Origin of the sequence: Citrobacter amalonaticus Y19, assembly GCF_000981805.1 — a bacterium.
GTDB lineage: Bacteria > Pseudomonadota > Gammaproteobacteria > Enterobacterales > Enterobacteriaceae > Citrobacter_A > Citrobacter_A amalonaticus_C.
The window spans coordinates 3,534,714-3,561,091 of record NZ_CP011132.1 but is presented as its reverse complement, the minus strand read 5'-3'; the positions used below and the strand labels follow the sequence as shown (position 1 = coordinate 3,561,091).

The 26,378-nt window shown below is 54.6% G+C and carries 26 protein-coding genes; 8 read left to right on the top strand and 18 right to left on the bottom strand.

The window, feature by feature from the left end; genetic code table 11:
* Positions 1 to 73: 73 nt before the first annotated feature.
* From F384_RS16370 to F384_RS16340, 7 genes are all read right to left on the bottom strand, one after another.
* Positions 74 to 853 (bottom strand): SdiA-regulated domain-containing protein, encoded by a 780-nt coding sequence (locus tag F384_RS16370; RefSeq protein WP_226991600.1) that lies wholly within the window; start codon positions 851 to 853, stop codon positions 74 to 76.
* 197 nt (positions 854 to 1,050) lie between these two features.
* Entirely contained in the window at positions 1,051 to 1,308 is a 258-nt protein-coding gene (locus F384_RS16365; RefSeq protein WP_046487165.1) for a DUF3343 domain-containing protein, read from the bottom strand.
* The gene (gene yjiL, locus F384_RS16360; RefSeq protein ID WP_046487162.1) at positions 1,305 to 2,072 is read right to left on the bottom strand and encodes a putative 2-hydroxyacyl-CoA dehydratase activator YjiL; all 768 of its coding nucleotides are present in this window, start codon (positions 2,070 to 2,072) and stop codon (positions 1,305 to 1,307) included. The genes F384_RS16365 and yjiL overlap by 4 nt, the downstream gene beginning before the upstream one ends.
* Positions 2,073 to 2,081: 9 nt before the next feature.
* On the bottom strand, positions 2,082 to 3,233 hold the full coding sequence (locus F384_RS16355) for a double-cubane-cluster-containing anaerobic reductase (protein WP_046487159.1): 1,152 nt from the start codon (positions 3,231 to 3,233) through the stop codon (positions 2,082 to 2,084).
* Between the two features lie 96 nt (positions 3,234 to 3,329).
* Positions 3,330 to 3,569 (bottom strand): DUF2164 domain-containing protein, encoded by a 240-nt coding sequence (locus F384_RS16350; RefSeq protein ID WP_046487156.1) that lies wholly within the window; start codon positions 3,567 to 3,569, stop codon positions 3,330 to 3,332.
* 9 nt (positions 3,570 to 3,578) lie between these two features.
* On the bottom strand, positions 3,579 to 4,862 hold the full coding sequence (locus F384_RS16345; RefSeq protein ID WP_046487154.1) for a DUF445 domain-containing protein: 1,284 nt from the start codon (positions 4,860 to 4,862) through the stop codon (positions 3,579 to 3,581).
* A 50-nt stretch (positions 4,863 to 4,912) separates the two neighbouring features.
* Positions 4,913 to 5,839 (bottom strand): LysR family transcriptional regulator, encoded by a 927-nt coding sequence (locus tag F384_RS16340; protein ID WP_046487152.1) that lies wholly within the window; start codon positions 5,837 to 5,839, stop codon positions 4,913 to 4,915.
* Between the two features lie 224 nt (positions 5,840 to 6,063).
* On the opposite strand from F384_RS16340, the gene F384_RS16335 reads away from it, so the two are divergent.
* Positions 6,064 to 7,302 carry a dicarboxylate/amino acid:cation symporter gene (locus tag F384_RS16335; RefSeq protein WP_046487148.1) on the top strand — a complete coding sequence of 413 codons (1,239 nt, stop codon included), beginning with the start codon at positions 6,064 to 6,066 and terminating at the stop codon, positions 7,300 to 7,302.
* Positions 7,303 to 7,327: 25 nt separating this feature from the next.
* Complete coding sequence (gene metC / locus F384_RS16330; protein ID WP_046487145.1) at positions 7,328 to 8,518, top strand: cystathionine beta-lyase; 1,191 nt, start codon at positions 7,328 to 7,330, stop codon at positions 8,516 to 8,518.
* 30 nt (positions 8,519 to 8,548) lie between these two features.
* Here the strand turns inward: metC and mdtM are convergent, their stop codons facing one another.
* The 4 genes from mdtM to F384_RS16310 all read right to left on the bottom strand — a co-directional run bounded on the left by mdtM (position 8,549) and on the right by F384_RS16310 (position 13,089).
* Positions 8,549 to 9,781 carry a multidrug efflux MFS transporter MdtM gene (mdtM, locus tag F384_RS16325; protein ID WP_162200267.1) on the bottom strand — a complete coding sequence of 411 codons (1,233 nt, stop codon included), beginning with the start codon at positions 9,779 to 9,781 and terminating at the stop codon, positions 8,549 to 8,551.
* Between the two features lie 327 nt (positions 9,782 to 10,108).
* Positions 10,109 to 10,750: a LysE family translocator gene (locus tag F384_RS16320; protein ID WP_046487140.1), complete on the bottom strand. Its 642-nt coding sequence runs from the start codon at positions 10,748 to 10,750 to the stop codon at positions 10,109 to 10,111.
* Between the two features lie 48 nt (positions 10,751 to 10,798).
* Positions 10,799 to 11,611, bottom strand: coding sequence for a helix-turn-helix domain-containing protein (locus F384_RS16315; protein WP_046498279.1), 813 nt, complete (start codon positions 11,609 to 11,611; stop codon positions 10,799 to 10,801).
* Positions 11,612 to 11,646: 35 nt separating this feature from the next.
* Positions 11,647 to 13,089 carry a PLP-dependent aminotransferase family protein gene (locus F384_RS16310; protein WP_046487138.1) on the bottom strand — a complete coding sequence of 481 codons (1,443 nt, stop codon included), beginning with the start codon at positions 13,087 to 13,089 and terminating at the stop codon, positions 11,647 to 11,649.
* Positions 13,090 to 13,265: 176 nt separating this feature from the next.
* On the opposite strand from F384_RS16310, the gene F384_RS28280 reads away from it, so the two are divergent.
* From F384_RS28280 to F384_RS16295, 4 genes are all read left to right on the top strand, one after another.
* Positions 13,266 to 13,430: a DUF1127 domain-containing protein gene (locus F384_RS28280; protein ID WP_071162393.1), complete on the top strand. Its 165-nt coding sequence runs from the start codon at positions 13,266 to 13,268 to the stop codon at positions 13,428 to 13,430.
* 151 nt (positions 13,431 to 13,581) lie between these two features.
* Positions 13,582 to 14,046: a MarR family transcriptional regulator gene (locus F384_RS16305; RefSeq protein WP_046487134.1), complete on the top strand. Its 465-nt coding sequence runs from the start codon at positions 13,582 to 13,584 to the stop codon at positions 14,044 to 14,046.
* Positions 14,047 to 14,051: 5 nt separating this feature from the next.
* On the top strand, positions 14,052 to 15,119 hold the full coding sequence (locus F384_RS16300; protein WP_046487131.1) for an HlyD family secretion protein: 1,068 nt from the start codon (positions 14,052 to 14,054) through the stop codon (positions 15,117 to 15,119).
* Positions 15,109 to 16,173: a DUF2955 domain-containing protein gene (locus F384_RS16295; RefSeq protein WP_046487127.1), complete on the top strand. Its 1,065-nt coding sequence runs from the start codon at positions 15,109 to 15,111 to the stop codon at positions 16,171 to 16,173. The genes F384_RS16300 and F384_RS16295 overlap by 11 nt, the downstream gene beginning before the upstream one ends.
* Positions 16,174 to 16,253: 80 nt before the next feature.
* On the opposite strand, the gene yjiA is transcribed toward F384_RS16295, so the two are convergent.
* The 3 genes from yjiA to btsT form a co-directional block, all read right to left on the bottom strand.
* Positions 16,254 to 17,210 (bottom strand): GTPase, encoded by a 957-nt coding sequence (gene yjiA, locus F384_RS16290; protein ID WP_046487124.1) that lies wholly within the window; start codon positions 17,208 to 17,210, stop codon positions 16,254 to 16,256.
* 12 nt (positions 17,211 to 17,222) lie between these two features.
* A complete protein-coding gene (locus tag F384_RS16285; protein WP_024130742.1) occupies positions 17,223 to 17,426 on the bottom strand; it encodes a YbdD/YjiX family protein in 204 nt (67 codons plus the stop codon).
* A gap of 107 nt (positions 17,427 to 17,533) precedes the next feature.
* The gene (gene btsT / locus F384_RS16280) at positions 17,534 to 19,684 is read right to left on the bottom strand and encodes a pyruvate/proton symporter BtsT (RefSeq protein ID WP_046487117.1); all 2,151 of its coding nucleotides are present in this window, start codon (positions 19,682 to 19,684) and stop codon (positions 17,534 to 17,536) included.
* Positions 19,685 to 19,980: 296 nt separating this feature from the next.
* On the opposite strand from btsT, the gene F384_RS16275 reads away from it, so the two are divergent.
* On the top strand, positions 19,981 to 20,988 hold the full coding sequence (locus F384_RS16275) for an Ldh family oxidoreductase (protein ID WP_046487113.1): 1,008 nt from the start codon (positions 19,981 to 19,983) through the stop codon (positions 20,986 to 20,988).
* A 165-nt stretch (positions 20,989 to 21,153) separates the two neighbouring features.
* Positions 21,154 to 22,818, top strand: coding sequence for a methyl-accepting chemotaxis protein (gene tsr, locus F384_RS16270; RefSeq protein ID WP_046487111.1), 1,665 nt, complete (start codon positions 21,154 to 21,156; stop codon positions 22,816 to 22,818).
* Here tsr and F384_RS16265 read toward each other — a convergent pair.
* From F384_RS16265 to F384_RS16250, 4 genes are all read right to left on the bottom strand, one after another.
* Positions 22,815 to 23,330 carry a GNAT family N-acetyltransferase gene (locus F384_RS16265; protein ID WP_046487108.1) on the bottom strand — a complete coding sequence of 172 codons (516 nt, stop codon included), beginning with the start codon at positions 23,328 to 23,330 and terminating at the stop codon, positions 22,815 to 22,817. The genes tsr and F384_RS16265 overlap by 4 nt on opposite strands.
* 98 nt (positions 23,331 to 23,428) lie before the next feature.
* Positions 23,429 to 24,700: a TRAP transporter large permease gene (locus F384_RS16260; protein ID WP_046487106.1), complete on the bottom strand. Its 1,272-nt coding sequence runs from the start codon at positions 24,698 to 24,700 to the stop codon at positions 23,429 to 23,431.
* Positions 24,697 to 25,170, bottom strand: coding sequence for a TRAP transporter small permease (locus F384_RS16255; RefSeq protein WP_046487103.1), 474 nt, complete (start codon positions 25,168 to 25,170; stop codon positions 24,697 to 24,699). The genes F384_RS16260 and F384_RS16255 overlap by 4 nt, the downstream gene beginning before the upstream one ends.
* Positions 25,171 to 25,235: 65 nt before the next feature.
* Positions 25,236 to 26,207, bottom strand: coding sequence for a C4-dicarboxylate TRAP transporter substrate-binding protein (locus F384_RS16250; RefSeq protein WP_046487101.1), 972 nt, complete (start codon positions 26,205 to 26,207; stop codon positions 25,236 to 25,238).
* Positions 26,208 to 26,378 lie beyond the last annotated feature (171 nt).

Here is a 26,378-nt window from a genome sequence, read left to right as displayed (position 1 = left end):
ACCCATTGTTATTTGTCGTGTGCGAAATGCGAGAGTAACAAATTTATAACAAATGGGTAAGGTGACGGGGAATTTATTGTGCGACTTCAGACGTGAAGCGGTAAAACAGATTGGGCTCTGCCACGATAAACAGCGAACCCTGGTTATCTATCGCTATCCCTTCTGCCTGCTGGATGGTGTGCGCCAACCCATGGTGGCCTTCGGTTAGCGTCATGACGCCGATAACGTCGCCGTCGGTTTTGACCTCTTTGAGCACGCGGGATTCGTGAGACAGGATCAGCAGGCTGTTCTTTTGGGTATTAAATTCCGCGCCTGAAATATCCTTGATATCAAGCTGTTGTTGCAGCGCACTGTCTTTGCTAATGGTTAAATGGTCATTATTGAGCAGCCCCGTTACTTTATAGATCCCAATCGGTCTCTTCTCTTTGAAAAACCAGAATGTCTCTTTCTCTCGTGACCAGGCGAGTCCCTCAAAGCCGTCGTTGGTCGGGGTTTCATACAGATCAAGCTTTAACTTTTTGAGGATGTTTACCTGCGACTGTGCATTGATAGTAATAACGTAAATGGAATAGTCATGTTCATCGCTGATGACAAACATGTCGTCACCAATGTACTCGATGGTTTCCAGATCGCGAATAAAATCGAGTGGGATGGTACGCAGCAATTGACCCTGTTTGGTCAATTCAATAATCGCGGCAGGTTTATTGATCGTGCTGAACAACGTATCACTTTTATCGGACCAGGTGAGTGAGGAGACATTTTTCTTCACGCCGTCGATTCGTTCCCCGTCTATCGTCGCGCGATAATCTGCAAGGGAGTTATTGTCGTTGTCGGGTGCGGCTCCACCCGACATGACATAACTCATTCCCGCAATGAGTAGAGCAAGAAGAAGCATGACTCGCAGAGGTGAGTTCAGGTATCGGGCGGACAATCTCATTATTCTTCCTTAAATAAAATCAAAGACATTAAGGGAGAAAGTATAAGGATTAATCTTAATGAATCCTTAAACGCGCGATAATTGCATGACGAAATTTATCGCGGTGTAGCGGGTTAGCGTGCTGGCGCATCGAAGGTTGCCACGCAGTGCCAGTCGCCCTGCTCAAGGCGGTAAATAGATTCGGTATGACCGGGGATCACCCACCGTTCTTCTTCTCCGGGCTGGCAATGCAGGTAGACGCACAGCCCACAGCCCCCGCGCAGCTGGCGGGGGATGTCAGCGACCCGAAAGGTCATACCAGCGGCCTGCAACGCTTTGCGGGTCTGAATCACGCCCACCGTCGAATGGAACAAAAACAGATACTCCGTCATCCGTGTTTTCTCTGCCGTTGACCAATCAGCGCCGCGCCAATGGCACCCGCAAACTGCGCGTCCGGGTGAGTGTGTACCGGGATGCCGACATGGCCTTCCAGCATGTGGGCAAAGGCCGTGCAGTGGCTGACGCCGCCGGTAAACAGCAGCGGTCCTTGTGACGAGAGTCGGCCGATGAAGTTGGCGCTGCGCCGCGCCATTGCGTTGATCACGCCTGCGAGGATCGCTTCCGGGGCGATACCCGCAGAGCGCAGGCTAATCACTTCGGATTCGGCAAAAACGGTGCACATGCTGCTGATGGCGTGCGGAGCAACCCCGGCGGTAATGGCGTCGAGTTGCTCCACGCTGGCGCCCAGGGTACGCGAAATCACTTCCAGAAAACGTCCGGTGCCCGCTGCACATTTGTCATTCATCAGGAAGTCGGTGAGGTTACCGTCGTCATCCAGTTGGATAACCTTGCTGTCCTGTCCGCCAATATCAATGACCGTGCGGGTGGCGGGAGCGAGTAGTCGTGCGCCCAGTCCGTGACAGGAGATTTCGGTCACCTGCTTGTCGGCAAAATCAACCAACTGGCGGCCATAGCCGGTTAAGGTCAGGTATGGCCGCGTTTCCAGATCTTGTGCGAGAACGTCCCAGGCCTCGCGGATGGCGTCGGCCGGGCGGAATGGCGTCGGGCACAGGAAACGGCGCTGAATCACGCCGTCTGCCAGTAAGATACCTTTGGTCGCCGTCGAGCCGGAATCAATCCCTATCGAATACGTCACGCCTGCTCCTTACAGCATTTCAATAAAGGCCGCGACGCGGGTGCTGAGCTGGCCGATATCCGACGTGGAGTAGTCAGTTTCAATGGCGATATAGGGAAGGTTGTGCTGTTGGCGAACATGACGCTTAATGGCCAGTGACTCAACGGCATAGGTATGACAGGCCTGCAAAATCACATCCACCACGCCGTCTGCCTGGTACTCTTCCACCATCTGGCTAAGCAGCGTCAGGCGCTGATCGTTTGGAGAGATGCACGAACAGCCGATGGCGAGATACTTGTCGGTGAGCGCGTCATACACGTCGCCAGTTTCCGCAACGCACTGCTCGGTTGCCTTCGCGCCGGTGCAGTTTTCGTATCCCACCACCCAACCGCCGTTGTCTTCAATGGCGCGCACCACTTTTTCTGCCGCGCCGCCAATCGGGCAACCGGTGATCAGAATGCGCGGACGGGCGTCCAGTCGCTTACCGTCCTGCCACGCCTGGCGCACCCGTTCGGTCATGCTGTTCAGTTCGTCAATAAGGGCTTCTTTATCAAAGCGGAAGGTGGCACCGTACACCACTTTCAGGATATCGCTGCCGCTCAACGCGGGGGGATTAAGCTGCCCGAGACGATAGAAATTCGCCAGTGCGCGACGTTCACGGTTTTTGAGGATAATGGCTTCGCGCAGCGCCGTTTCGGTTACCGGCGTTCCAAAGCGCGCTTCCACGGCCTGTTGCAGGCGCAGAATTTCTGCTTTCCACAGCGCGCGGGAGGCGGCATCCTGGCTGCTGTTTGGCAACTGCATGACGTGAACGGCTTTGAACTCCGCCATATACTCGTACATTTTCTTTTTGCCATCACAGGTGGTTTCACCCACCACCAGATCAGAAAAGTAGAAATAGGGGCATTTATCGGTTTTGCCGAAGCCGTAGCTGCTTTTGATCAAGGGGCAGAGGTTGCGCGGCAGATCTTTTTCGGCCTCTTCGATGGTTTCATCGGACGTTGAGCATAGCGAGACCACCACCGCCCCCGCCGCCATCGGGATCTCCTGCGGCATGAAGGTGCAATAGGTTCCCACCAGCGGGATTCCCTGCTCTTTGAGATCCATCACGGTGAGGAAGCCTTTCTGGCGGGCTTCAGAGAACTGGTCGAAAATGGCGGGCAGATCGGTGATAAGCGACATGGATTTTCCTTCCCCGTGACACGGGAGATGTTAAAAGTGTTCGCATTATAACCATGTCATTGTTGTGGGATTATTGATCTCCCGCCAGATAAGGCACTATAAAATTTTCTTCAGATCCATCTCTTCCTGGATGCGTTCGCTCCAGGCAAGATGGGTGCGAATCGCCTCCTCAATGCCCGCGTTGTAGTACGCCGGGCCCAATTTTTCGCTAATAAAATCAATAAAAAACTCGGCGTCGAACTGTTCCAGTTCCAGTTCGAAATGATCGCGGCAGTAGTCTCTGAGCGCCTCGCGCAGACCGTCGCGTTCCGCCGGGGACAGGGTAATGTCAGCCATTTTTTCTCCTTAAAAAGTGGACAGTGCGGGCAGCAGTGAGGGGATTTGCGACAACAGATATAACACCAGCCCGATAGTCCCTCCCACCAGCGTGCCGTTGACGCGGATAAACTGCAAATCTTTACCGATGTTAAGTTCAATCTGCCGTGACATATCGCGGGCATCCCAGCTTTTCACCGTGTCGCTAATGTGGCGGGTCAGGAAGGCGGCAAACTCCGGCGCCACCCGATGGGCGGCCTGCTCCAGATGGCCGTTGAGCGAGGCGCGTAGCGCATCGTCGGCGATCAGCGTTTCGCCAAACCACTGCCCGGCATGGGCGATTCGCTGTTTCACCCGGGAATCCTCGGCGTTGATATCCTGCTTCAACCACTGGCGTAAATCCGCCCACAGCTCGCCGAGATAGCGGTTAAAGGCCTCATCTTCTTTCAGGTAATCCTTGATGCTTTCCGCCCGGTTCGCCATCTCGGGATCGTTTTTCAGTTTATCGATGAGTTTAAAGGTGGCGCGATCGAAGGCGTGGCGAATCTGATGGGCGCGATCGTGAGTGATGTCATCAAGCAGCGAGTTCACCGCCTCTGACACCAGCTCCGCACTGTGTTCGCCCAGCCACTCGGTGGGCAGAATTCGGGCCTTCAGCGGATGCTCGGTCTCCAGCCAGTGGACAATCTGCCGGGCGATAAAGGTCCTGGAACTGTCGCGCTGGAGGAGGGCTATCAACTGGGCGATCAGCGTGTCGAGCAGCGCCTGATGGCGATCGTTTTTGGTCATGCTTTCCAGCATCAGGGCGCTGGTGCCGGAAAGATCGACCTTATCAATCGCCTTATGTACCGCACGTTTTAGCAGGCGCTGAATACGGGCATCGTCAGTCAGTTCCAGAAAGCCGCTCATGATCTGCAACAGATGCTGCCCGACTCGCTGTGCGTTTTCCGGCTGGCTGAACCAGTTACCAATCAGTAGCGCGGGCTCATGGCGGCGGATTAGCGCGACCAGGGACTGAGTGTCGAGGAATTTCTCCTGCACGAACTGACCCAGATTCTCGCCGATCCGGTCCTTATTGCGGGGAATAATCGCCGTGTGCCGCGAAATGAACGGGAGAGGAACGCGGCGAAACAACGCCACCACCGCAAACCAGTCCGCCAGCGCCCCGACCATCGCCGCCTCGGCAATGGCTTTGATCCCGCTGACCCAAAAGCCGGGCGGCAGGAAGAGGGTGACGACGAACGTGGTGGCAGCGATCAGCAGTAACGAGAGCGCCAACAGTTTGGCGCGTTTGAGTTCAGCGATTTTATTCATAGGGTTAAGGATAGAGCCAGACGGGGGGATCGTGCAAAAACAAGCGGGGATCAGTCGGGGATCCAGTTGTCCCACGCCGGTAGCGTCCCTAACTCCACGACCAGAAAATCAATAAATGAACGCACCTTCGGGTTGCTGTATTTGCTGGGGAAATAGAGCGCATAAAGGGTGTGCGTTTCGCAGGCGATGGTGCCGTCGAGCATCAGCGGGGTGATCTCCTCTTTCTGGATATGATCGCCAATCAGATAGGTGGGCAGATAGGCCACGCCCTGATCTTCCAGCACCGATTTCAGCAACACCAGGCTGCTGTTGGCCTGGATAGGCATATGCAGTTTCAACTGATGCAGGCGATCCTGCTCGTCGGCAACCTTCAGAACCGGGGTCAGGCCGGGGTAAACCAGACAGTCATGATTCACCAGATCGGTACGCCGCAGCGGCATCCCTTTCTTTGCGAGGTAACCGGGAGAGGCGCAGTACGCCCAGCGAATCGGCACCAGTTTGCGCGTGGCATAGTTTTGTGGTGGCGCGGTGGAGATGCGCAGGGCGATATCGAAATCCGAGTCGTTCAGATTGACGAAGTTATCGTTGAGATCGATATACAGATTCACATCCGGGTACTGGGTGCGATATTTGTCCACCAGATTGACCAGCCGGGAATAGCCGAAGGCAATCGAGCAGGTAATGCGTAATTCGCCCTGTGGATTGTGATAATAACCGGAGGTGGTATTTAGCGTTTCATCAAACTCTTTCAGTAATTTATTAGCCCGGTTAAACAAATATTGCCCGGCGTCGGTCAGTGTAATACTGCGGGTTGTGCGCTTAATTAATGTTGTCCCCAGCGTATCTTCCATTGCCGCCAGACTTTTACTGACCGCCGACGGCGACACATTCAGTTGCACCGCAGCCTCAGATAATCCTCCGCAGTCCACAATCCGGACAAAAAACTCTAAATGCTTGAGAGAAATGGGTGTGCTCATTGTTTCCTTTTACTCACAAGTGATTTGCAAAAACGGTACGAATAGACCGTTACATTGGGTTTTGAAACATGTAACTATTGAATCACAGGAAACGACCTACGCACAAAATGAAAAAATAACAACTTAAGTGAGTTGCGTCACAAATAATAAGGAGGCAAAAACAGAACGTCGCCAAATTGTGAATTTACTCTCATTTAATTCCATTCTTATAAAAGGTACCGATTATGTGGACACGACTCGAACCCTACAAATCGTCAATTATTTTATTACTTGCTCTGGTGGCTGGTGGTTTATTAGGGATTTATGCCCCCGCGTTTGCCAGTAAACTCCAGCCGATAGGTCAGATTTTCCTGAACCTGTTATTTATGATTATCGTTCCGCTGGTGGGAATCAGCGTAATGTCCTCCATCGCCAGCATGACCGACCTGAAACGCTTAGGGCGAATTATGGCGATTATCTTTATCGTTTCCATCGCAATGGCGTTTATTCCGGCGGCCGGGATCGTGGCGTTAGCCCTGTGGTACAACCCGGCGCAGGGGGTCACCATCGATCTTTCGCAGTCCGTGCAGGCGGGCAGCGGCAAGATGGATTTTGTCAGCATGATCACCACTAACGACTTTATTGGCCTGTTTTCTAAGTCGAATATTCTCGCGCTGATCGTGATGGCGATTATTGCAGGGATCGCGATTGGTCAGTCAGAACAGGCGGGTAAACGCATTGCTTCGCTGCTGGAAGATGCCAACACCGTCATTATGAAGATCGTATCGATCATCATGAAGGTCGCGCCGCTGGGGCTTGGCTGCTACTTTGCCGCCACGATGGCCAGTCAGGATTCCGGACTGCTGCTTACCTTTGCCCGGGCGATTGGTCTGTTCATGGTTGCCACGCTGGGTTACTACATTTTGGGTTCTATTCTTTACTCTTACATTGGCGGCGGCGTACCGGCGGTGAAGGCCTTCTGGCGTCACGCCATTGAGCCTTCCGTGACGGCGCTGGGCACCTGCTCTTCGCTGGGAACGCTGCCGGTGACCCTGCGCGCGGGCAAAGCGATGGGGATTAACCCGGAAATTGTCGATGTCTCGATCCCGCTACTGGTCAACCTGAACAAAGGCGGCGTGGCGATGATCGCGGCGCTGAAGATCGTCTTTATCTACTCGGTGCTGGGGATTCCGTTCACCACGGAAACCTTCTTCCTGACCATGCTGATCGCCGTGCTGTCCGCGATCATCGTTGGCGGCGTGCCGGGTGGGGCGTTCCTCGGGGAGATCTTTATCGTCACCACGCTGGGGCTGCCGATGGAAACCATTCCGATGCTAGTGGTGCTGGGCACCATTACTGATGCGCCAGCGACGCTGATTAACGTGATTCATGATTTGAATGCGGCACAAATTGTAGAACGCTTCTCCGGGAAAAAATCGGTGAATGCTGAGATAAATGCGACGGCTACGGTAGCCGAGGTTTAACGCAGAATTAAGGATAAAAAAGGTTATGAAAGATTCAGTGAAACTCGAAACCCAGTTGATCATCGCCGGACGCGATAAACGCTATACCCAGGGCGCGGTAAACCCGGTTATCCAGCGCGCTTCTTCGCTGGTGTTTGATACCGTGAAGGACAAAAAATTCGCCACCGCTAATCGCGCAAACGGCGAGCTGTTTTATGGTCGTCGCGGCACTTACACCCACTTCGCGTTCCAGAAGGCGATGAGTGAACTGGAAGGCGGCGTTGGCTGCGCGCTCTACCCGTGCGGCGCGGCGGCGGTGACAAACGCGATCCTCGCGTTTGTGCAGCGCGGCGATCATCTGCTGATGACCGGGGCGGCGTATGAACCGACACAGGATTTCTGCAATAAGATCCTGAGTAAATTCAACGTCGAAACAACGTACTACGATCCAATGATTGGCGCCGGGATTGTCGATCTGATCCGCCCGGAAACCAAAGTGGTGTTTCTTGAATCACCGAGTTCGATCACCATGGAAGTGCAGGATGTGCCGGGAATGGTGAAAGCGATCCGCGCAGTGAACCCGGAGATTGTCATTATGATCGACAACACCTGGGCGGCGGGCGTGCTGTTTAAGGCGCTGGACTTTGGGGTGGATATCTCGATTCAGGCAGGCACCAAGTACACGATCGGTCACTCGGACGGCATGCTGGGAACGGCGGTGTCCAACGCCCGTTGCTGGGATCAATTGCGCGAGAACTCGTATCTGATGGGGCAAACGCTGGATGCGGATACCGCGTATAACGGCAGTCGCGGCCTGCGCACGCTGTCGGTACGCCTGAAGCAGCATCAGGAGAGCAGCATCCAGATTGCACGCTGGCTGTCGGCACGAGCGGAAGTGGCGCGGGTGAACCATCCGGCGCTGCCGGAGTGTCCGGGGCACGAATACTTCACGCGTGATTTCAGCGGCAGCTCCGGTTTGTTCTCGTTTGTACTGAAACAGCGACTGACGGATGAACAGTTAGCGAACTTCCTCGATAACTTCTCGCTGTTCCACATGGCTTACTCATGGGGCGGGTTTGAGTCGCTGATTCTGGCAAACCAGCCGGAAGAGCTGAACAGCATTCGCCCGGCCGGGGATGTCGATTTCAGCGGAACGCTGGTGAGGGTGCATATCGGTCTGGAAGATGTTGGCGATTTGATTGCTGACCTAGAAGCCGGATTTGCCCGTATTGCTTAAAAAAACGGCCCCGCATGGCGGGGCCTGATTTTACTTCTCTGTTGCCAGTTCCGTTGCGTGATACTGACGCACCCGCGTTAACAACCCTTTCAACGTGAATACCACCGCCACTCCCGCAATCACCCCCAGCAGGTGAAACGGGATCCTGCCGCCGTTAAACCACAGTCCACGCCCGATTTCGACGGAAACGGCCATGACCGCCAGGATAACCATGTTCAGCGAGGCCGACACGGTTCCTTTCGGCAGGTTGTTGGTAAACAGCGTGAAGCGAAACAGCGTCGGGAAAATAAGCCCGATACCAAATGCATACAGGCTGGTGCCCAGTACCGACCACAGCCACACGTGGGGCCAGAAAAGGTTACCGGCAATCAGGACAAACAGGCCGCTGAGCTGAATGGGTATCGCACGCCAGATAAAGCGCGGGTCGGTCGGATCTTTCACAAAACGTGCAATGACCATGTTGGCGACGATTACCGCACCGAACACCGGGACCTGTACCCAGGCGAACTGTGAGGACGTCATGCCGCCTGCGTCGATCAGGATCACCGGGGAAACGGCGACCCAGCTCATCATCGGGATGTAGCTCAGCGAGATCGTGGCGACCCCAAAGAGGAAAACGCGGTTGCGAAAGACATCGCGGAAATCACGTATAACGCCGATTGCACTAAACGGCACTACGCCACGCTGGACCGTTTCCGGCATCGCCAGCAACAGGCCGATAAAGGCGATAAAGCCCATCACCGCAATAATGGCAAACAGCACCTTCCAGTGGACGAAGTGCATCAGCGCCGCGCCGGAAAGCGGGCCGATGATGGGTGCCACCAGTACGATAGAGGTGATGATCGCCATCAGCTTGATGGCTTTCGTCTGTCCGAACGCCTCCTGTACCGTGACATAGCCGACCGTCGCGATAAAGCAGATGCTGGTGCCCTGTACCACGCGCGCCACCAGGAACTGTGTCATTGAGGTGGTGAATAGCGTGGCGGTACAGGCGAGGGCAAAAATGAGCGCCCCGGTGACCAGTACCGGACGACGACCGATCCTGTCGGAAAGCGGCCCAAGTAACCATTGCAGCACCATCCCACCCGCGAGATAAAGACTGACCGCCGCCGGTGCCAGACTGACATCGGCATCAAACTCTCGCACGACGTTGATGATGCCTGGCTGAATCAGATCCGTCGACAAATAGGCGGCAAAATCATACAGAATCAGCGCCATCGGAAAGAACAGCGTCGTGGCGTGCCGCTTGAAAAACTCAATAATCCATTGCATACAAAACGAACTCCATGTGGAGAACCCCTTAACGGGAACAACGAAATTCAATACTGTCACAGGGACATCAGGCAGAAAATAGAGAACAGCAGACCGCGGATGTACTGAATTTCATGTAATCAAAAGCGCTGTCCATGGAGAACCACAGACAGAGGGAACACATTCTGACCTGTGTCAGAATGTGTATCGATTACAGATGGTTATCAGCACATCACACCTCGGGAAAAGTAAGTTGAACGGAAAATATACACCTTAAGTGTCATTATAATTTGATGTTAGTCAATAGATTGAGCTGAAAACATTCCCTGCGCCAATGGTCTACGGGAAGAGAAAACGCCAGACGATCCCGCAGCCAAAGGCGATCAGCACGGCCCCGGCAATGCGTTCGATCCACACGATCCCGTGACTGAGCCGTCGCTGGACAAACGGCAGGCCAATTCCCATCACAATCAACAGATCCCAGCCTAGCACGACGCTGGTCATCCAGACGCCGCTGACGGCCTGCTGCAACAGCGTCACTGACGGGCCAAGCAGGGCGGTCATCAGCGCCAGATAGAACAGGGCATTTTTCGGGTTGAGCAGCGACGAGCCTAGTCCCAGCAGCACCTGCTTACCCAACCCTGGACACGTGGACTGGGCATCTGCGCCCGTCAGCGTTTGTGGACGACTGCGTAGCAGCAGGCTGCCAATCCACAGCAAATAGAGTGCGCCCAACAGCGCGATCAGCGTGAAGAGCTGGGGGAGTTGTCGGAGGATCCCCCAGCCGGCAATCGCCAGCAGGATATAGAGGCCATTACCGGCGGCGATCCCCAGGCACAGTCCGGCACTGCCGCGCAGCCGATAGCGAACGGCGTAACCCACCAGTAAAAAGAAATCCGGTCCGGGACTGAGCAGCGCCACAAAGTGCGCCAGCGCCAGTGCGGGAAACGCAGGGGGAAAGAGTACAGACAACGGTTCCATAGTGACCTCAGTGTGCAAACCTGAGTTCACGCTACGCCTGGCGAAACGCTAATTATTGTCTGATATTGATCGTCCCCGCGCATACTGGCGCGGCGTGGCGGCGGTATAGCTGACAAAGGTGCGGTGGAAATGGCTCTGGTCGGCAAAGCCGCTTTGATAGCCGACGTCGGCGATGTCGTCTCCGGCGCGCAGTCGCGTCCTGGCAAAATCAATCCGTGCGATGTTCAGATAGCTGCCCGGCGTCAGGCCGGTGTCCTGCTTAAAGGTGCGGATCAGCGTCTCTTTACGCATGCCAAACTCTTGTGCGATGTCATCCAGCGACGGAGGAGAAAGCAAATTGCGTTGCAGTCGCTCTTTCAGAAACTGACTGGTCGCGCGCGGACGCTGCGGATTTCCTGGCTGCAAGGGGAGTGTGCGCAACAGGAGGCGGGCGGCATCGACAAGCGGTGCGGTTTGCCGCTTCTCCATTAACGCAACAAGATCCAGAAAGCGTTGAAAGTGGAGTGGGTTGCGGATAACCGGATTCGGTGCGAAAAGCGTGTTGGGCGTCGGTTCTGGCAACTGAGCAAGACACCAGTCGGCGTCCAGGTAGAGCATATGGTAGCTGCGAAACTGTCCATCGACCGGATTACAGCTGTGGGGCACCAGTGGCGGGATCACAATCAGATCGCCCACCTGCAGGCGATATTCTGTGCCGTGGCTGACGCAGCAGGTTTCACCTTCCAGAATGGCCCCAACAGAGAGTTGCGGATGATGATGACGCTTATACGCCTGATGACTGCGCCAGGTGCTGCGCAGTTCCAGCCACGTCAGCCGTTCATCGCGCCAGAACGATTGCGGAATATCTCGGGTGTGGGTCACGGTCAGCGCCTCCGACAAAGTGATGATGTGTTATATCACAGGATAACGGTCCCTGGTGCCGCAACCTCCTCCATCGCCACCTTTAACGCCTCGCCCAGTTTCTGCATCACGTCCCGATGCTTTTCGTTGGGCGGGAGCGCGCAGTTTATGCGCACGCAATTGCGGTATTTCCCGGATGCGGAAAACAGTGAGCCCGGCGCGACCTGAATTTTCAGGCGACAGAGCTGTCTGGCGACACAAACCATATCGACCTGCTCCGGGAGTTCGACCCACAACATAAAACCGCCTTTTGGTCGCGTAACGCAGATCCCACAGGGAAAATATTCTCGCGCCCAGCAGGTATATATCTCCATATTACGCTGATAAATCTGCCGCATTCGCCGGACGTGGCGGTGATAGTGACCTTCCCGGACAAACGCTGCCGCGGCCAGCTGTGTGGCGGGAACGTTAGTGCCAATGACGGCGTACTTCATGTGCAGCAGTTTGTCATGATAACGACCCGGTGCGACCCAGCCGACGCGCAGACCGGGGGCGACCGATTTGGTGAATGAACTGCAAAGGATAACCCGACCGTCGATATCCCAGGAATGAAGGGTTCTGGGACGGGGATACTCTGTCGCCAGCTCGCCATACACATCATCCTCAAAAATCACAATGTCGTGGCGTTGGGCAAGCGCCAGTACGGCGCGCTTGCGCGCATCCGGCATGATAAATCCCAGCGGATTATTGCAATTCGGAACCAGGATCACCCCTTTGATGGGCCATTGTTCCAGTGCCAGCTCCAGCGCTTCAATACTGATGCCGGTATCCGGATCCGTCGGGATCTCAATCACTTTGATCCCTAAGCCGCGCAGCAATTGCATGGTGCCGTAATACGCCGGGGATTCCACGGCCACAATGTCTCCAGCCTGGCAGACGGCCAGCAGTGCCAGTGACATGCCGCTTTGGCTGCCGCTGGTAATCACCAGATCATCGGCGTTAACAACTGAGCCGCCATCGAGCATTAGCCTCGCGATTTGTTGGCGTAGTGCGAGGCTGCCAGCCAGTTCATCGTAGCCCAGAATCGCACTCAGATTGTGTTGCGCCACGCGACTGAGCTCGCGCCAGAGAGGCTTCAGACTGGGTTGGCTGACATCCGGAATACCACTGCTCAGTGGGATAACCGATGGATCGTGATGGCCTTCCAGCATATTCAGCACCTGATCCCATTGGGTTATCTCAACCGGACGCTGTACCGGACGCGACATCGGGGGAACTGGCGGCTGCGCTTTTTGCGGCGCGACGAAGTAACCTGAACGGGGCTGCGGCGTAATGAGTTGCAGTGATTCCAGTACCTGATACGCCTGCTGCACGGTGCTGATACTGACACCGTGCTCCTGACTCAGACTGCGCACCGACGGCAGTTTTTCTCCGTGACGATACAGCCCTTGTTCAATACGCTCGGCCAGCAGATTGGCCAGATGTTGGTAACGCGTCATGCTGTATCCCTCGAAGATGCCATACAGATATAAAAATCAGTACAGACAGGTGCAAAATGTGCGGTGCAGAGACTGTTTTAGCGAATCTGTATGTTAAATAAAAGCTGTTTTTGAATCTGTATTGAACCACCCGAAAACCGCCAGAATAAAGGCTCTGGTATGAGAGGGGGTGGAGCATGGAATTTCATGAAAACAAAGCAAAGCAGCCGTTTATTGGCTTTGTCCTGATCTGGCGAGCGTTTAAAAAATGGCGGCTGCAGGTGCAAACCCGACGGATCCTGCTACAGATGAGTGATGAACGGCTCAAGGATCTGGGGTTACGCCGGGATCAGATCAACTAGTGCATTGTTGAAAAGACAGAGGCCGGACGTTATCAGCATCCGGCCTTTTTCACATTCAGCAAATTTATCAATTTATGCTTCCTGACCGCATGTTTCTTGATACTTACCCTGATAAGTATTACTTTCCCTTTCGCTATGAGAGGAAAGACACATGACTGAAGATGAGCGGTTTGCCCGTCGCCCGATGGGGATGCGTATGGCGATGGTAGTGCGTCAATGGCGTGCCATTATTGATGCGGCTATTACCGATACGGGCCTGACTCAGTCCAGTTGGACGGTGCTGATGCAACTGCATCAGTTGGGTGATAACGTCTCGGTCAGCGAACTGGCGGAGGTGCAGGGCATTGAACTGCCGCCGCTGATGCGCACGCTCACGCAACTGGAAAATCAGGGCTATCTGGTGCGTTCCACATCGCCATATGACAAACGCATCCGCCTGCTCATGCTGACCGCGGAAGGTCGTGCCCGGCTGGAAGCGCTGAACCGGGTGATTGAGGCCTATCAACATCGCGTCACACGTGCCATTCCTGAAGCGGATCTCGCTTCATTCAGTGCCACCTTAAATTTAATCGCCTGCAATTTGCGGACAATCCGCGAAGAAGATAATCAACACTAAAAACTATGATGACCCCAGAACAGAAGTTTGCCCGTTGGGTAAGGGTGAGTATTGCCGCTTTCCTGGCTATATTCGCCTGGTTTATCGTTGCCGATATCTGGATCCCGCTGACGCCGGACTCCACGGTGATGCGCACCGTTACACCGGTTTCGTCGCGCGTTTCCGGCTACGTCTCGCACGTCTATGTGCGTAACAACAGCCCGGTTAAAAAAGGCGATCTGCTTTATGAGCTGGATCCCACGCCATTTATCAATAAAGTTGAAGCCGCGCAAATCGCCTTTGCGCAGGCCAGACTGAGCAATCAGCAACTGGATGCGCAGATTGCTTCTGCCCGCGCTAACCTGCGTACTGCCGAATACACTGCGCGTAATGACAAACTGACGTTCGATCGCTATCAGCGGTTAAGCACGATGCAGAACGTGTCGCAGGCGGATCTCGACAAGGTGCGGACGACCTGGCAGACCAGCGAGCAGTCGGTAACCGCCCTGCATGCCAACATCCAGAATCTGCTGATCCAGCGCGGCGAGCGTGAAGATAACCATAACGTGACGCTGCAAAAATATCGCAATGCGCTGGAAGAAGCGCAGCTGAATCTGGCATGGACAAAAGTGTATGCGGAGACGGACGGGACGGTGAGTAATCTCCAGCTTAACGCCGGACTTTATGCCACTGCCGCCACGCCACTGCTGGCGCTGGTCAGCAATCAGACGGATATCGTGGCTGATTTTCGCGAGAAGAGCCTGCGCCATACCCGCGTGAACACCGATGCCGCCGTGGTATTTGATGCCATGCCGGGCAAAGTGTTCCGTGCACGCGTCACCAGCAGCGATGCGGGGATCCTCGCCGGACAAGAAGAGGTCAACGGCCAGTTGTCGCAGCCGGAGCAATCCACGCGCTGGGTGCGCGATGCCCGGCGGATGCGTATTCACGTGACTCTGAGTGAGCCGCTGGACAAACCGTTGCCGACCGGTGCCCGCGCTACGGTGCAGTTGTACAACAGTGAAGGGCCGTTTGCCCGCACCTTTGCGGGGGCGCAAATCCATCTGGTTAGCTGGCTGCATTATGTCTATTAACACGCTGGCGCGCGTGTTTACGCCACATGACAACATCGTCTATACGGCCAATGATTTTCGCCAGACGCTGCGGATAGCCGTTGCCGGGACGATCGCGCTGAGTATCTCGACCTTTTACAACGTGCAGTACGGCGTTTTCTTCGTGGTTTATCCACTGATGCTGATGTCGCTAGTGCCGATATTTAACCGCCATGTGGCGAAGCAGTTTGTATTCAGTGCGGCGGTGAACTGCGTCGAAATGGTACTGATTGTCGGTTATCTCTCGCAGTGGCCGGTGATCATGACGCTGGTGGTGTTTGGCCTGTACGTGATGCGTTTTCGCTTTATGAGCAAGGGACCGTTGTTTCTACTGGGATCAATGGGCGTGGTCTGCCAGAGCACGATGCTCAACTTTATGAGCTATCCCACCACGAACTGGCACACGCTGATGTTTTCCAACATGGAAGCCTGCGTGATGGCGGTGGCGCTAAGCGCGCTGCTGCACTATCTCATTCCCGACGTGGAACCACGCAAACCGCCGCCGCGCATTGAGAAAGATGACGCCCGCATTCGCCACGAATCGCTGCTTTCCGGGAGTGTCGCGACGATGATTTTTGTCATCTTTCAGGTCTGCGATCTGAGCGATTCGCTGTCGGCGCTGATGACGGGGATTTTGATTCTGTTTCCTATGCATTATCGCGGCGCGGTCCTGAGTTCTATCTGGCGCGTCGTCGGCGTGGTGCTGGCCTGTCTTTACATTCTGGTGGTGCAGTTACTTATTTATGATTTCAGTAACCACATGCTACTGATGATGCCGCTAATTGGCCTCGGGCTGGCCTTCAGCGCCCGTCTGCACGTGATGGAAAAAGTGGGCGCGGGCGTTGGCTTCGCCAGCATCACCACCATCGGCATTATGTTCGGCCAGAACCTGCACCCGGACAGCGACTTAGTGTTCAGCGATCTGTATCGCATCACCTCAGTGACCGTCGCGCTACTGGCAACGCTCACGATGGTGTTTCTGGTCCACCGCGTGCTCAACTGCTTTGCGGCAACGCGGTTTGTGATTACGGAGTAAGTGGGGTGAATGCGTGCCGGACGGTGGCATAAGGGGAGAATCGTAGGCCCGATAAGCGAAGCGCCATCGGGCAATAAAATTTACTTCTTAAGCCCCGCGAACGCGGCTCTGATCTCGTCTTCAGGCAACTGAATGCCGATAAACACCAGCGTGCTGTGCGGCGGTTCATCGCCCCACGGGCGATCCCAGTCGGCGCTATAGAGGCGCTGGACGCCCTGGAACAGCAGCCGGTTCGGTTCGCCTTCAATCCACAGCATCCCTTTGTAACGCAGCAGTTTTTCTGCGGACTCCAGCAGCAGGTTTTCCATCACGCGGGAGACATCGCTGATATCCACCGGGTAATCCAGTTCCACCACTATGGAAGAGATATCGTTCTGCTTGTCGCCGATGAAGTGGAAGCGCGGTTTGGCGCTGACGACATTCTCTTCCAGCATAAAGCCGTTGGTGTCGAACAGCAGGGAGAGGTCGATATCGCCATGTGTCACGGTATAAACCGGCGCGCGGGCGTTGATGCGCGCCAGACGTTCCCGCAGTTTCTCGCTTTCGCCAGCGACGTCGGTTTTGGTCAGCAGGATGCGATCGGCATAGCCGACCTGCGACTGGGCGATGGTGAACTGGTTCATCTGATCGTCGGCATGGACCGCATCGACCAGCGCAATAACGCCATCCAGCAGATAGCGCTGGCAAATGATTTCATGGGAGAAAAAGGTCTGAATAATCGGGCCGGGGTCGGCCATGCCGGTGCATTCAATCACCAGACGATCGAAGCTGATATTGCCCTTATCGAGGTTGTCGAGCAGGTCTAACAGCGCATCCTCCAGTTCGTTCGAACGCGTACAGCAGATACAGCCGTTGGTCAGGGTTTTGATCTGCGTGGCGCGATCGCCAATCAGCTGATCGTCAACGGACACTTCGCCAAATTCGTTTTCGATAACGGCAATTTTGTAGCCGTGCTCTTCGTTGAGGATGTGGCGCAGCAGAGTGGTTTTACCTGCGCCAAGAAAACCGGTGAGTAGGGTGACTGCAATCGGGGTCATTCACTTCTCCTTCTAACAGCAGCGCATGCCGCCTTTACCGTCGCCGCCGTAGCGCGCCTGCTGGCGCTCGCGGAAGAATTCTTCATAGCTCATGTACGGCTTGTCCGGATGGTTGGTTTGCATATGCTCGACGTAGTTGTCGTAGTCTGGAATACCAATCAACATCTTTGCCGCCTGGCCGAGATATTTTTTTGCCTGACCTAAGTTACCAAACATTGTGCCGCCTCGTGAATGATTAAAGCCGGATGGCGGCTTTCGCCTTATCCGGCCTACGCTTACAGCATTCTGTAGGCCGGGTAAGCGAAGCGTTACCCGGCATCAGCTTAGTGATGTGAAGAGGTCTTCACGCCGCCTTCAGGAATCGGAACGTACGGGGTTTCTTTATCGGTACGTTTGTCCACGTTGCGCACATTCATCCAGGTTTTGAAACCGTAGAAGATGATGCTGTACACCACCACCAGGAACAGAATACTCAGGCCTGCGTTAGTGTAGTTGTTCACAACAATGTGATTCATGTTGGCAATCTGCTGTGCGGTCAGTTCGCCGCCGTTGGCAATCTTCTCTTTGTACTGGCTAGCCATATAGAAGAAGCCTTCCATCTGCGGGTTGGTGCTGAACAGTTTCAGACCCAGCGCCCAGGTGGTGCAGATAAGCAGCCAGACAGCCGGGATAACGGTCACCCAGATGTATTTGGTGCGCTGCATTTTAATCAGTACCACGGTACCCAGAACCAGCGCCACGGCTGCCAGCATCTGGTTAGAGATACCGAACAGCGGCCACAGGCTCTTAACGCCGCCCAGCGGATCGACCACGCCCTGATACAGCAGGTAGCCCCACAGTCCCACACAACCCGCCGTACCGACGATACCGGCAACCAGAGAGTCGGTTTTCTTCAGGAACGGGACGAAGTTACCCAGCAGGTCTTGCAGCATGAATCGGCCGGAACGCGTACCGGCATCCAGTGCGGTCAGGATGAACAGTGCTTCAAACAGAATACCGAAGTGGTACCAGAAGCCCATGTCAGCCATCGGCATGACTTTGTGGAACACGTGCGCGATACCAACCGCCAGCGTCGGTGCACCACCGGCACGGTTCAGAACGGACGGTTCGCCAATGTCTTTCGCCGTTTGCAGGATCTGCTCAGGTGAAATCACGAAGCCCCAGGAGCTGACGGTTGCCGCCGCATGCGCGGTCACGTCTTTCAGTTGCGCCATAATCAGCGGCGCGTTCTCACCACCCATCTCATGCAGGTTCGGCATGGTAATGCCCAGGCCTGCCGGTGGGGTGTTCATTGCAAAGTAGAGACCCGGTTCGATAATAGAAGCCGCAACCAGCGCCATGATCGCTACGAAGGATTCCATCAGCATCGCACCGTAACCGATGAAGCGGGCGTCAGTTTCACAGGCCAGCAGTTTCGGGGTCGTACCGGAAGAGATCAGCGCGTGGAAGCCAGAGACAGCGCCACAGGCAATGGTAATGAACAGGAACGGGAACAGTGCACCTTTCCACAGCGGGCCGGTACCGTCGATGTACTGGGTCATGGCCGGCATTTTCAGCTCAGGGTTGAGGAATACGATACCCAGCGCCAGACCGACGATAACACCGATTTTCAGGAAGGTGGCCAGATAGTCGCGCGGGGCGAGGATCAGCCATACCGGCAGCAGCGCAGACACAAACGCATAGCCTACCAGTGCAAAGGTAATGGTGGTGTCTTTAAAGGTCAGCGCCGGACCCCAGTATGGGTCGTGAGCAATCACGCCGCCGAAGTAAATAGATGCTACCAGCAGAACAATACCAATTACCGACACTTCACCCACACGCCCTGGACGCAGGAAGCGCATGTAGATCCCCATGAACAGCGCGATAGGCACGGTGGAGCAAACGGTGAAGACCCCCCACGGACTTTCGGCCAGCGCTTTTACGACGATCAGCGCCAGTACCGCGAGGATGATGATCATGATTAAGAAGCAGCCAAACAGGGCAATTGTCCCAGGTACGGAGCCCATCTCTTCTTTAATCATCTCGCCAAGCGACGCGCCGTTACGGCGAGAAGAGATAAACAGCACCATGAAGTCCTGAACCGCACCCGCCAGCACGACGCCCGCCAGCAGCCACAGGGTACCTGGCAGGTAGCCCATCTGCGCGGCCAGTACCGGACCGACCAGCGGACCGGCGCCCGCGATGGCGGCAAAGTGGTGTCCGAACAGGACGTAGCGGTTGGTTGGAACGTAGTTCAGGCCATCGTTATTGATGACCGCAGGTGTCGAGCGTGTAGGGTCGAGCTTCATCACCTTCTGGGCGATGTAGAGGCTGTAGTAGCGGTAAGCCACCAGATATACCGACACGGAAGCGACCACGATCCACAGGGCGCTGACGTGTTCACCCCGGCGTAAGGCGACAACCGAGAGGCAGAATGCCCCGATGATCCCGAGGATCACCCAGGGTATGTGCTTGAATATCTTTTTCGTATCCATAGTAAAACCTGGTTTTATAAGATTAATAATTGGCCGAAGCCGTTTGGTTTGGGTTGCGTTTGAAGAGGTAATGGGACTGCTATGCTGGTGACGATCTTGCCAGAGAGTCGCGCGCGTAAAGTACGGTAAATAAGTGAGCGGTCAAATGGTGAGTTAAGCGGTCAGAAGTGTCAGTAAGCGGTAAAGAGGATCGCAGAACGGCGAATATTATGTGACTGAGATCACAAAGAAAAATTCGTCAACGAATGGCGAATACCGACTACGCTTATTGCCGACAACATCATAAGGAGAACAACATGGAAACAGTAAACCTCACTTTATCTGAGGCTTACACGCTGGCGCGTGAGGTGTTAAGCATCAACGGCTTTAGCGCGGAACATGCGGATGCCATCGCGCGTAACGTGACGGCGGGCGAGCGTGACGGCTGCGCGTCTCACGGGTTATGGCGATTGCTGGGGATCGTCGAGACCCTGCGTAAAGGAAAAGTCTCCGCTGATGCACGTCCGCAGATTTCCGATCAGGCGCCCGCTATCGTCAAGGCGGACGCTGGCGGCGCGTTCTCGCTGGTGGCCTATGAACAGGCGCTGCCGTTGCTCATCAGTAAAGCCAGCACATGCGGAATTGCGGCGCTGGCGATCAACCGCTGCGTTCACTTTTCCGCGTTGTTTGCGGATATTGAACCGCTGACGGACGCCGGACTGGTGGGTTACGCCTGTACGCCAAGCCACGCCTGGGTCGCCCCGGCAGGCGGTACGCGTCCGCTGTTTGGCACGAACCCCATCGCCTTTGGCTGGCCGCGTAAAGGCAAACCGCCTTACCTTTTTGATATGGCAACCAGCGCAGCGGCGCGCGGCGAGATCCAGTTGCATCAGCGTTCCGGAAAAGCGATCCCGGAAGGGTGGGGCATCGACAGCGAGGGGCAACCGTCAACCGATCCGCAGGCGGTATTAAACGGCGCCATGCTGACCTTTGGCGGCCACAAAGGCTCGGCGTTCGCGGCAATGGTTGAACTGCTGGCAGGGCCGCTCATCGGTGACATGACCAGCGCGGAATCGCTGGCCTGGGATGAAGGGGCGGGTGGTTTGCCGTACGGCGGCGAGCTGATTCTGGCGCTTGATCCGTCCCGATTCCTCGGGGATGAGGCGCATCTCCATCTGGAGCGGGCAGAAACCCTGTTTGCCGCGATGCAGGCGCAGGGGGCGCGACTGCCGGGAGAAAGACGCTTCAGTACGCGGGAGAAATCGCTGCTGGAAGGCGTGACGATCACCCGCTCTCTGTTTGAGGACATTTCCGCGCTGAGATAAGGCAGAATGGGCGAGGCATCCTCGCCTGATTCCCGTTCGGGTAGAGGGTAATCGCATTTTTTGCCAGTTAATCGAACAAATTTCCTGTGATACCCCTCGCGATTACATAAAGTTTTCTCATTCCGGGCCGACAACCAGAGTATCTGTCTAGCGGAAAGAGAAAACATGTTAAAACGTATCAAGATTGTGACCAGCCTACTGTTGGTTCTGGCTTTATTTGGCCTTTTACAACTCACTTCAGGCGGATTGTTCTTTAATGCATTGAAAAATGACAAAGAGAACTTCACCGTGCTGCAAACTATTCGTCAGCAGCAGTCCACGCTGAATGGCAGTTGGGTAGCGCTGCTGCAAACGCGTAACACCCTTAACCGTGCGGGTATCCGCTACATGATGGATCAGAGCAATATTGGTAGCGGCGCGACCGTTGCGGATCTGATGCAGATTGCCAGCACCTCCCTGAAACAGGCGGAAAAAAACTGGGCGGATTACGAAGCGCTGCCGCGCGACCCGCGTCAAAGCGAAGCGGCATCGGCGGAGATCAAACGCAATTATGACATCTATCACAACGCGTTAGCTGAACTGATCCAGTTGCTGGGCGCCGGGAAGATCAACGAGTTTTTCGATCAGCCGACCCAGGGATATCAGGACGGTTTTGAGAAGCAGTATGTGAACTATCTGCAACAGAACGACCGTCTGTATGACCTGGCGGTAGGGGACAACAACCGCTCCTACAGCCAGGCAATGTGGATTCTGGGCAGCGTGCTGTTGGCGGTGCTGGTGGTTATTATTGCCGTCTGGTTTGGTATCAAGCTGTCGCTGATCGCACCAATGAATCGCCTGATTGCGAGCATTCGTCATATTGCCAGTGGCGATCTGGTGAAGCGTATTGATGTGGAAGGCACCAATGAAATGGGCCAACTGGCGGAAAGCCTGCGCCACATGCAGGGTGAGCTGGTGCGTACCGTGGGCGACGTGCGTAACGGCGCGAACGCCATTTACAGCGGCGCCAGCGAAATCGCGATGGGTAACAACGATCTCTCTTCCCGTACCGAGCAGCAGGCGGCGTCTCTGGAAGAGACGGCGGCGAGCATGGAAGAGCTGACGGCCACCGTTAAGCAGAACGCCGAAAACGCCCGTCAGGCCAGCCATCTGGCGCTGAGCGCGTCCGAAACGGCGCAGAAAGGCGGGAAAGTGGTCGATAACGTGGTGCAAACCATGCGTGATATCGCCTCCAGTTCGCAGAAAATTGCTGACATTATCAGCGTGATCGACGGCATTGCCTTCCAGACCAACATTCTGGCGCTGAACGCGGCGGTAGAAGCGGCCCGTGCCGGTGAGCAAGGGCGCGGCTTTGCGGTGGTTGCTGGTGAAGTGCGCAACCTCGCCCAGCGCAGTGCGCAGGCCGCGCGAGAGATCAAAAGCCTGATTGAAGACTCCGTCAGCCGTGTTGATGTCGGTTCTACGCTGGTCGAAAGCGCCGGTGAAACTATGGATGAGATCGTGAATGCGGTTACCCGCGTGACCGACATCATGGGTGAAATCGCATCGGCTTCCGATGAGCAAAGTCGTGGGATTGACCAGGTGGGTCTGGCCGTAGCGGAAATGGATCGCGTCACCCAGCAGAACGCCTCGCTGGTGGAAGAGTCCGCCGCCGCCGCCGCCGCGCTGGAAGAGCAGGCCAGTCGTCTGACTCAGGCCGTCGCCGTGTTCCACATCCAGCAGGAACAACGGCGTGCGCGTGACGTTGCCAGCGTTAAGCCCGTTTCTACAACGGTTCAACCGCGTAAAGCCGCTGTGGCGGAGACCGGGGATAACTGGGAAACGTTTTAATTAAGCATCAGGCGCATGGCACAACGTGATTCAAACGCGATGCCATGCGCCGTCTCTTCCTCTCGCTTCTGGCGTAATGCTGCCGGCAACGCGCCATCTTCCAGTATTTCAAATCCCAGATGTTGATACAGCGGCGCGTTCCAGTCGACATGGCGAAACGTGGTGAGCGTCAGAGAGGTAAAGCCCTGCTCGCGCGCCCACTGCGCGACGGTGTCGATTAACTGACGGCCAATGCCCTTACCCTGCCACGTCAAATGCAGTGAAAATTCGGCAATATACAGCGACGATCCCATTGCTTCGCCCAGCAGAAATCCAACGGGTCGATCGTCAGCCAGCGCCAGCCAACTCATCCCCTTACCGGCATAGTCCCGATGCTGATCCGCGCTGACGATGTGATCGTCTGCGATCCACGCCAGCTCAGGCACATCTAAAAAGCGCTGTCCTGCTGAGCGTTCAATGGCGGACAGGGCGTCAGCATCTGCCAGTGTGGTTGGGCGGAAGGTGATGTGCATAACGATACCGGGATTAAGGTGACAGTGAGGGCAGTATAACGCGGTGTCCGGTCGCAGGGAAAAGTCCCCGCTAGCGGGGACTTTACGCTGTTAACGGGTCAGACGAGTAATAAGGAAATGGCCGGTATGTAGGTCACCAGCAACAGCATGAGTAACAAGGTGCCCAGCAGCGGCAGAGATTGACGGAAAAACTGTCCGACTGAAACCTGAGTAATATTGCAGACCAGTAACATGACGGTGCCAACCGGAGGCGTGAAGGCGCCGATAGAAAGGTTGAAAATCATGATGATACCGAAGTGTACCGGGTCAATACCAAAATGCGCCACGACAGGTTTAAGCAATGGAACCAGGATCAGCAGAATGGCATTCCCTTCAAGAAACATCCCCAGTGTCAGCAAAAGAATATTGATGATTAACAGGAACATGTATTTGTTTTCTGTCAGCGTCGTGACAAAGTTCGCCACCGCGACGCCGGCATGTTCCATTGAGAAGATCCAACCGAGAGCGGCACTTGCCATGATGACTAACATGACCGATGCCGTTGCCCGCGCCGTTTCCCCCAGCGCTTTCACGACGTGACCAAGGGTCATTTGACGATAAATGAAGAAACCGATGATCAACACAATGAGTACGGCTGCCGCACCGGCTTCTGTTGGGGTGAAGATGTTGGCGCGAATCCCTCCGACGACGGCAAAAATCAAAAACAGCGCGGGCCAGGCCTGTCCAATAGAGAAGAGGGCTTCCTTACCGGTAGGCCAGGTGTCGCGTGAGGGCTTCGCGTTCGTTTTACGGGCAACCAGATAAACCGTAAACATTAACAGCACCGCACAGAGCAGACCCGGAATCAGACCGGCCATGAACATCTTTCCGATGGAGACGTCTGCCACCAGGCCATAAATAATCAGGGCAATCCCCGGCGGGATAATTGGGGTGACGAGGGATCCCCCGGCGGTGATCGCAGCAGCAAAGGCACGGTTGTAGCCTTTCCGTTCCATCTCGGGAACCATCATGCGCGACAGCATCGCCGCGTCGGCCAGGTTTGAGGCGCTGACCCCCCCCATCATCGTACTGACCAGAATATTGGCGACACCGAGTCCGCCCCGCATTTTACCCACCAGAATATTCGCCACTTGCAGGATACGTTCTGCAATACCGGTATAACTCATCAGCGTACCCAACAGGATAAAAAAGGGTATCGCCAGCAAGGAGGGGCTTTGGGTCGGCGCAATCAACCGCTGGACCGCAATTTCAATCGGAACCGTGGAAAAAAAGAGGAAATAGGCAATAATGCCGATAAACATTGCCAGATACACACGAATATTCAGAAATAAGCACACGATCATCAGTGGAATAATCAATAACCAGCTCATTGTTTTTCCTCGCCGACATCTACCTGTTTAAAATCGTTTATTAACCAGTAGAGCGTATAAATTGCCGTTGCCAGAGTACCGACGGGAACAGCGATATCAATCCAGAACCAGGAAACTTTCAATATTTGCGTGACCTTATACTGCGCCATTTCCGCCAGTCGGTAACCCAGCCAGGCCATATAAACCAGCAACCCAATGGAAAGCAGGGCAACCAGCGAGGCAATAATGCGTTTAACGTTATGCGGGAGCATATCGACGACAAAAGGAATAGTCAGATGCGCCCGGTCACGTTCAGCCACCACACCGCCCAGCATCACCACCCAAATCATCAGCAGTCCGGACATTTCTTCAGTCCATTGAATGGGCTGTCCTACAAAATAGCGCATGAATACGGCGGCAATGGTCATTACCACCAGGATAAACAAAGCCAGTGCTGCGCTCAGTTCTACAAGCTTGCCAAAGAAACGCATTAATCCTCCTTCAGAGAGTCGCCCTGGCCTTGAGAGGAAAGGCTTCGGGCGATCTGTGCCTGTATTTATTGCAGTTGCTGTTGAATGGTTTCATACAAGCCCGGCGTCCACTCCGGGAATTGCGAGTAAACTTCGCGTGCTTTCTGGCGGAATGCTTCGGTATCCGGGTAAATAACTTCGACGCCTTCCGCTTCCATGCTCTTCAGCATTTCGGCGTCGCGTTCAATCGTTAATTTCTGGCTGTAAAGGCCGGCTTCATAACCCGTTGAATGAATCAATTCCAGTTGCTCAGGAGAAAGCGTACTGAAAAAGGCTTCGCCGCCAATCCATACCGAGGTGTTGGTCAGGTAATTTACCATCGACAGATATTTCGCCTGCTCAAACAATTTTTGCCCTTGCAGAACGGAAATCGGGTTTTCGACACCATCAATAACGCCCTGAGTCAGCGCAGGGTAAACTTCACCCAGCGGCATCGGCGTCGGGGTTGCACCCATTGCCTGAATAGCTTTAATTTGCATCACGTTATTCGGTACGCGGATTTTCATTCCCGCAAGATCTTCCACCTTGCGAATCGGTTTTTTAGAAATAATCTGGCGAGTGCCGTACAGATAATTGTTCATCACCACATGAATCCCTTTTTTCTTCAGGTCTTCATTTTTTTGACGAAACCAGTCGCTCTCATAAATTTTGAAGAGTTTCTGCGGGTCATCGGTCAAATAAGGTCCAAACAAAATACCTAAATCAGGTTCGTAATCGGCAAGAAAAGCCACATCGGTGAGCGTGATGACGTTCATTCCCATCATGGCTTGTTCAGTCACATCTTGTTTTGACCCTAGCTGTGAGCTGGGATAGAGAACCAGCGTTATTTCTCCATCACTTTTTTTATTCAGAATCTCAGCCCAGTAGCGCATTACCACATCTAATGGTTCGCCTGGATTATTTTCGTAGGCGACTTTAATAGAAAGCGGTTTAGCCTGAATGGTGAATGGCAGAAAAAAAGTACAAACAGTAATCAGCACGGCTATTATCTTGTTCATTTTCTACTTGCTCCCAGGGATCAACGAATAAAACCAACTTTTGTACTGGCGGAAAAATTCAGAATGAATCCTGCCTAATCAGAAAGTAAGCAGAAAGTCATCATGGTGCTGTATGTGTTGTATAAAATCGTGCTCTTGCTAAAGGTTTGTTGTTTTTAATGTGTTTTTAAT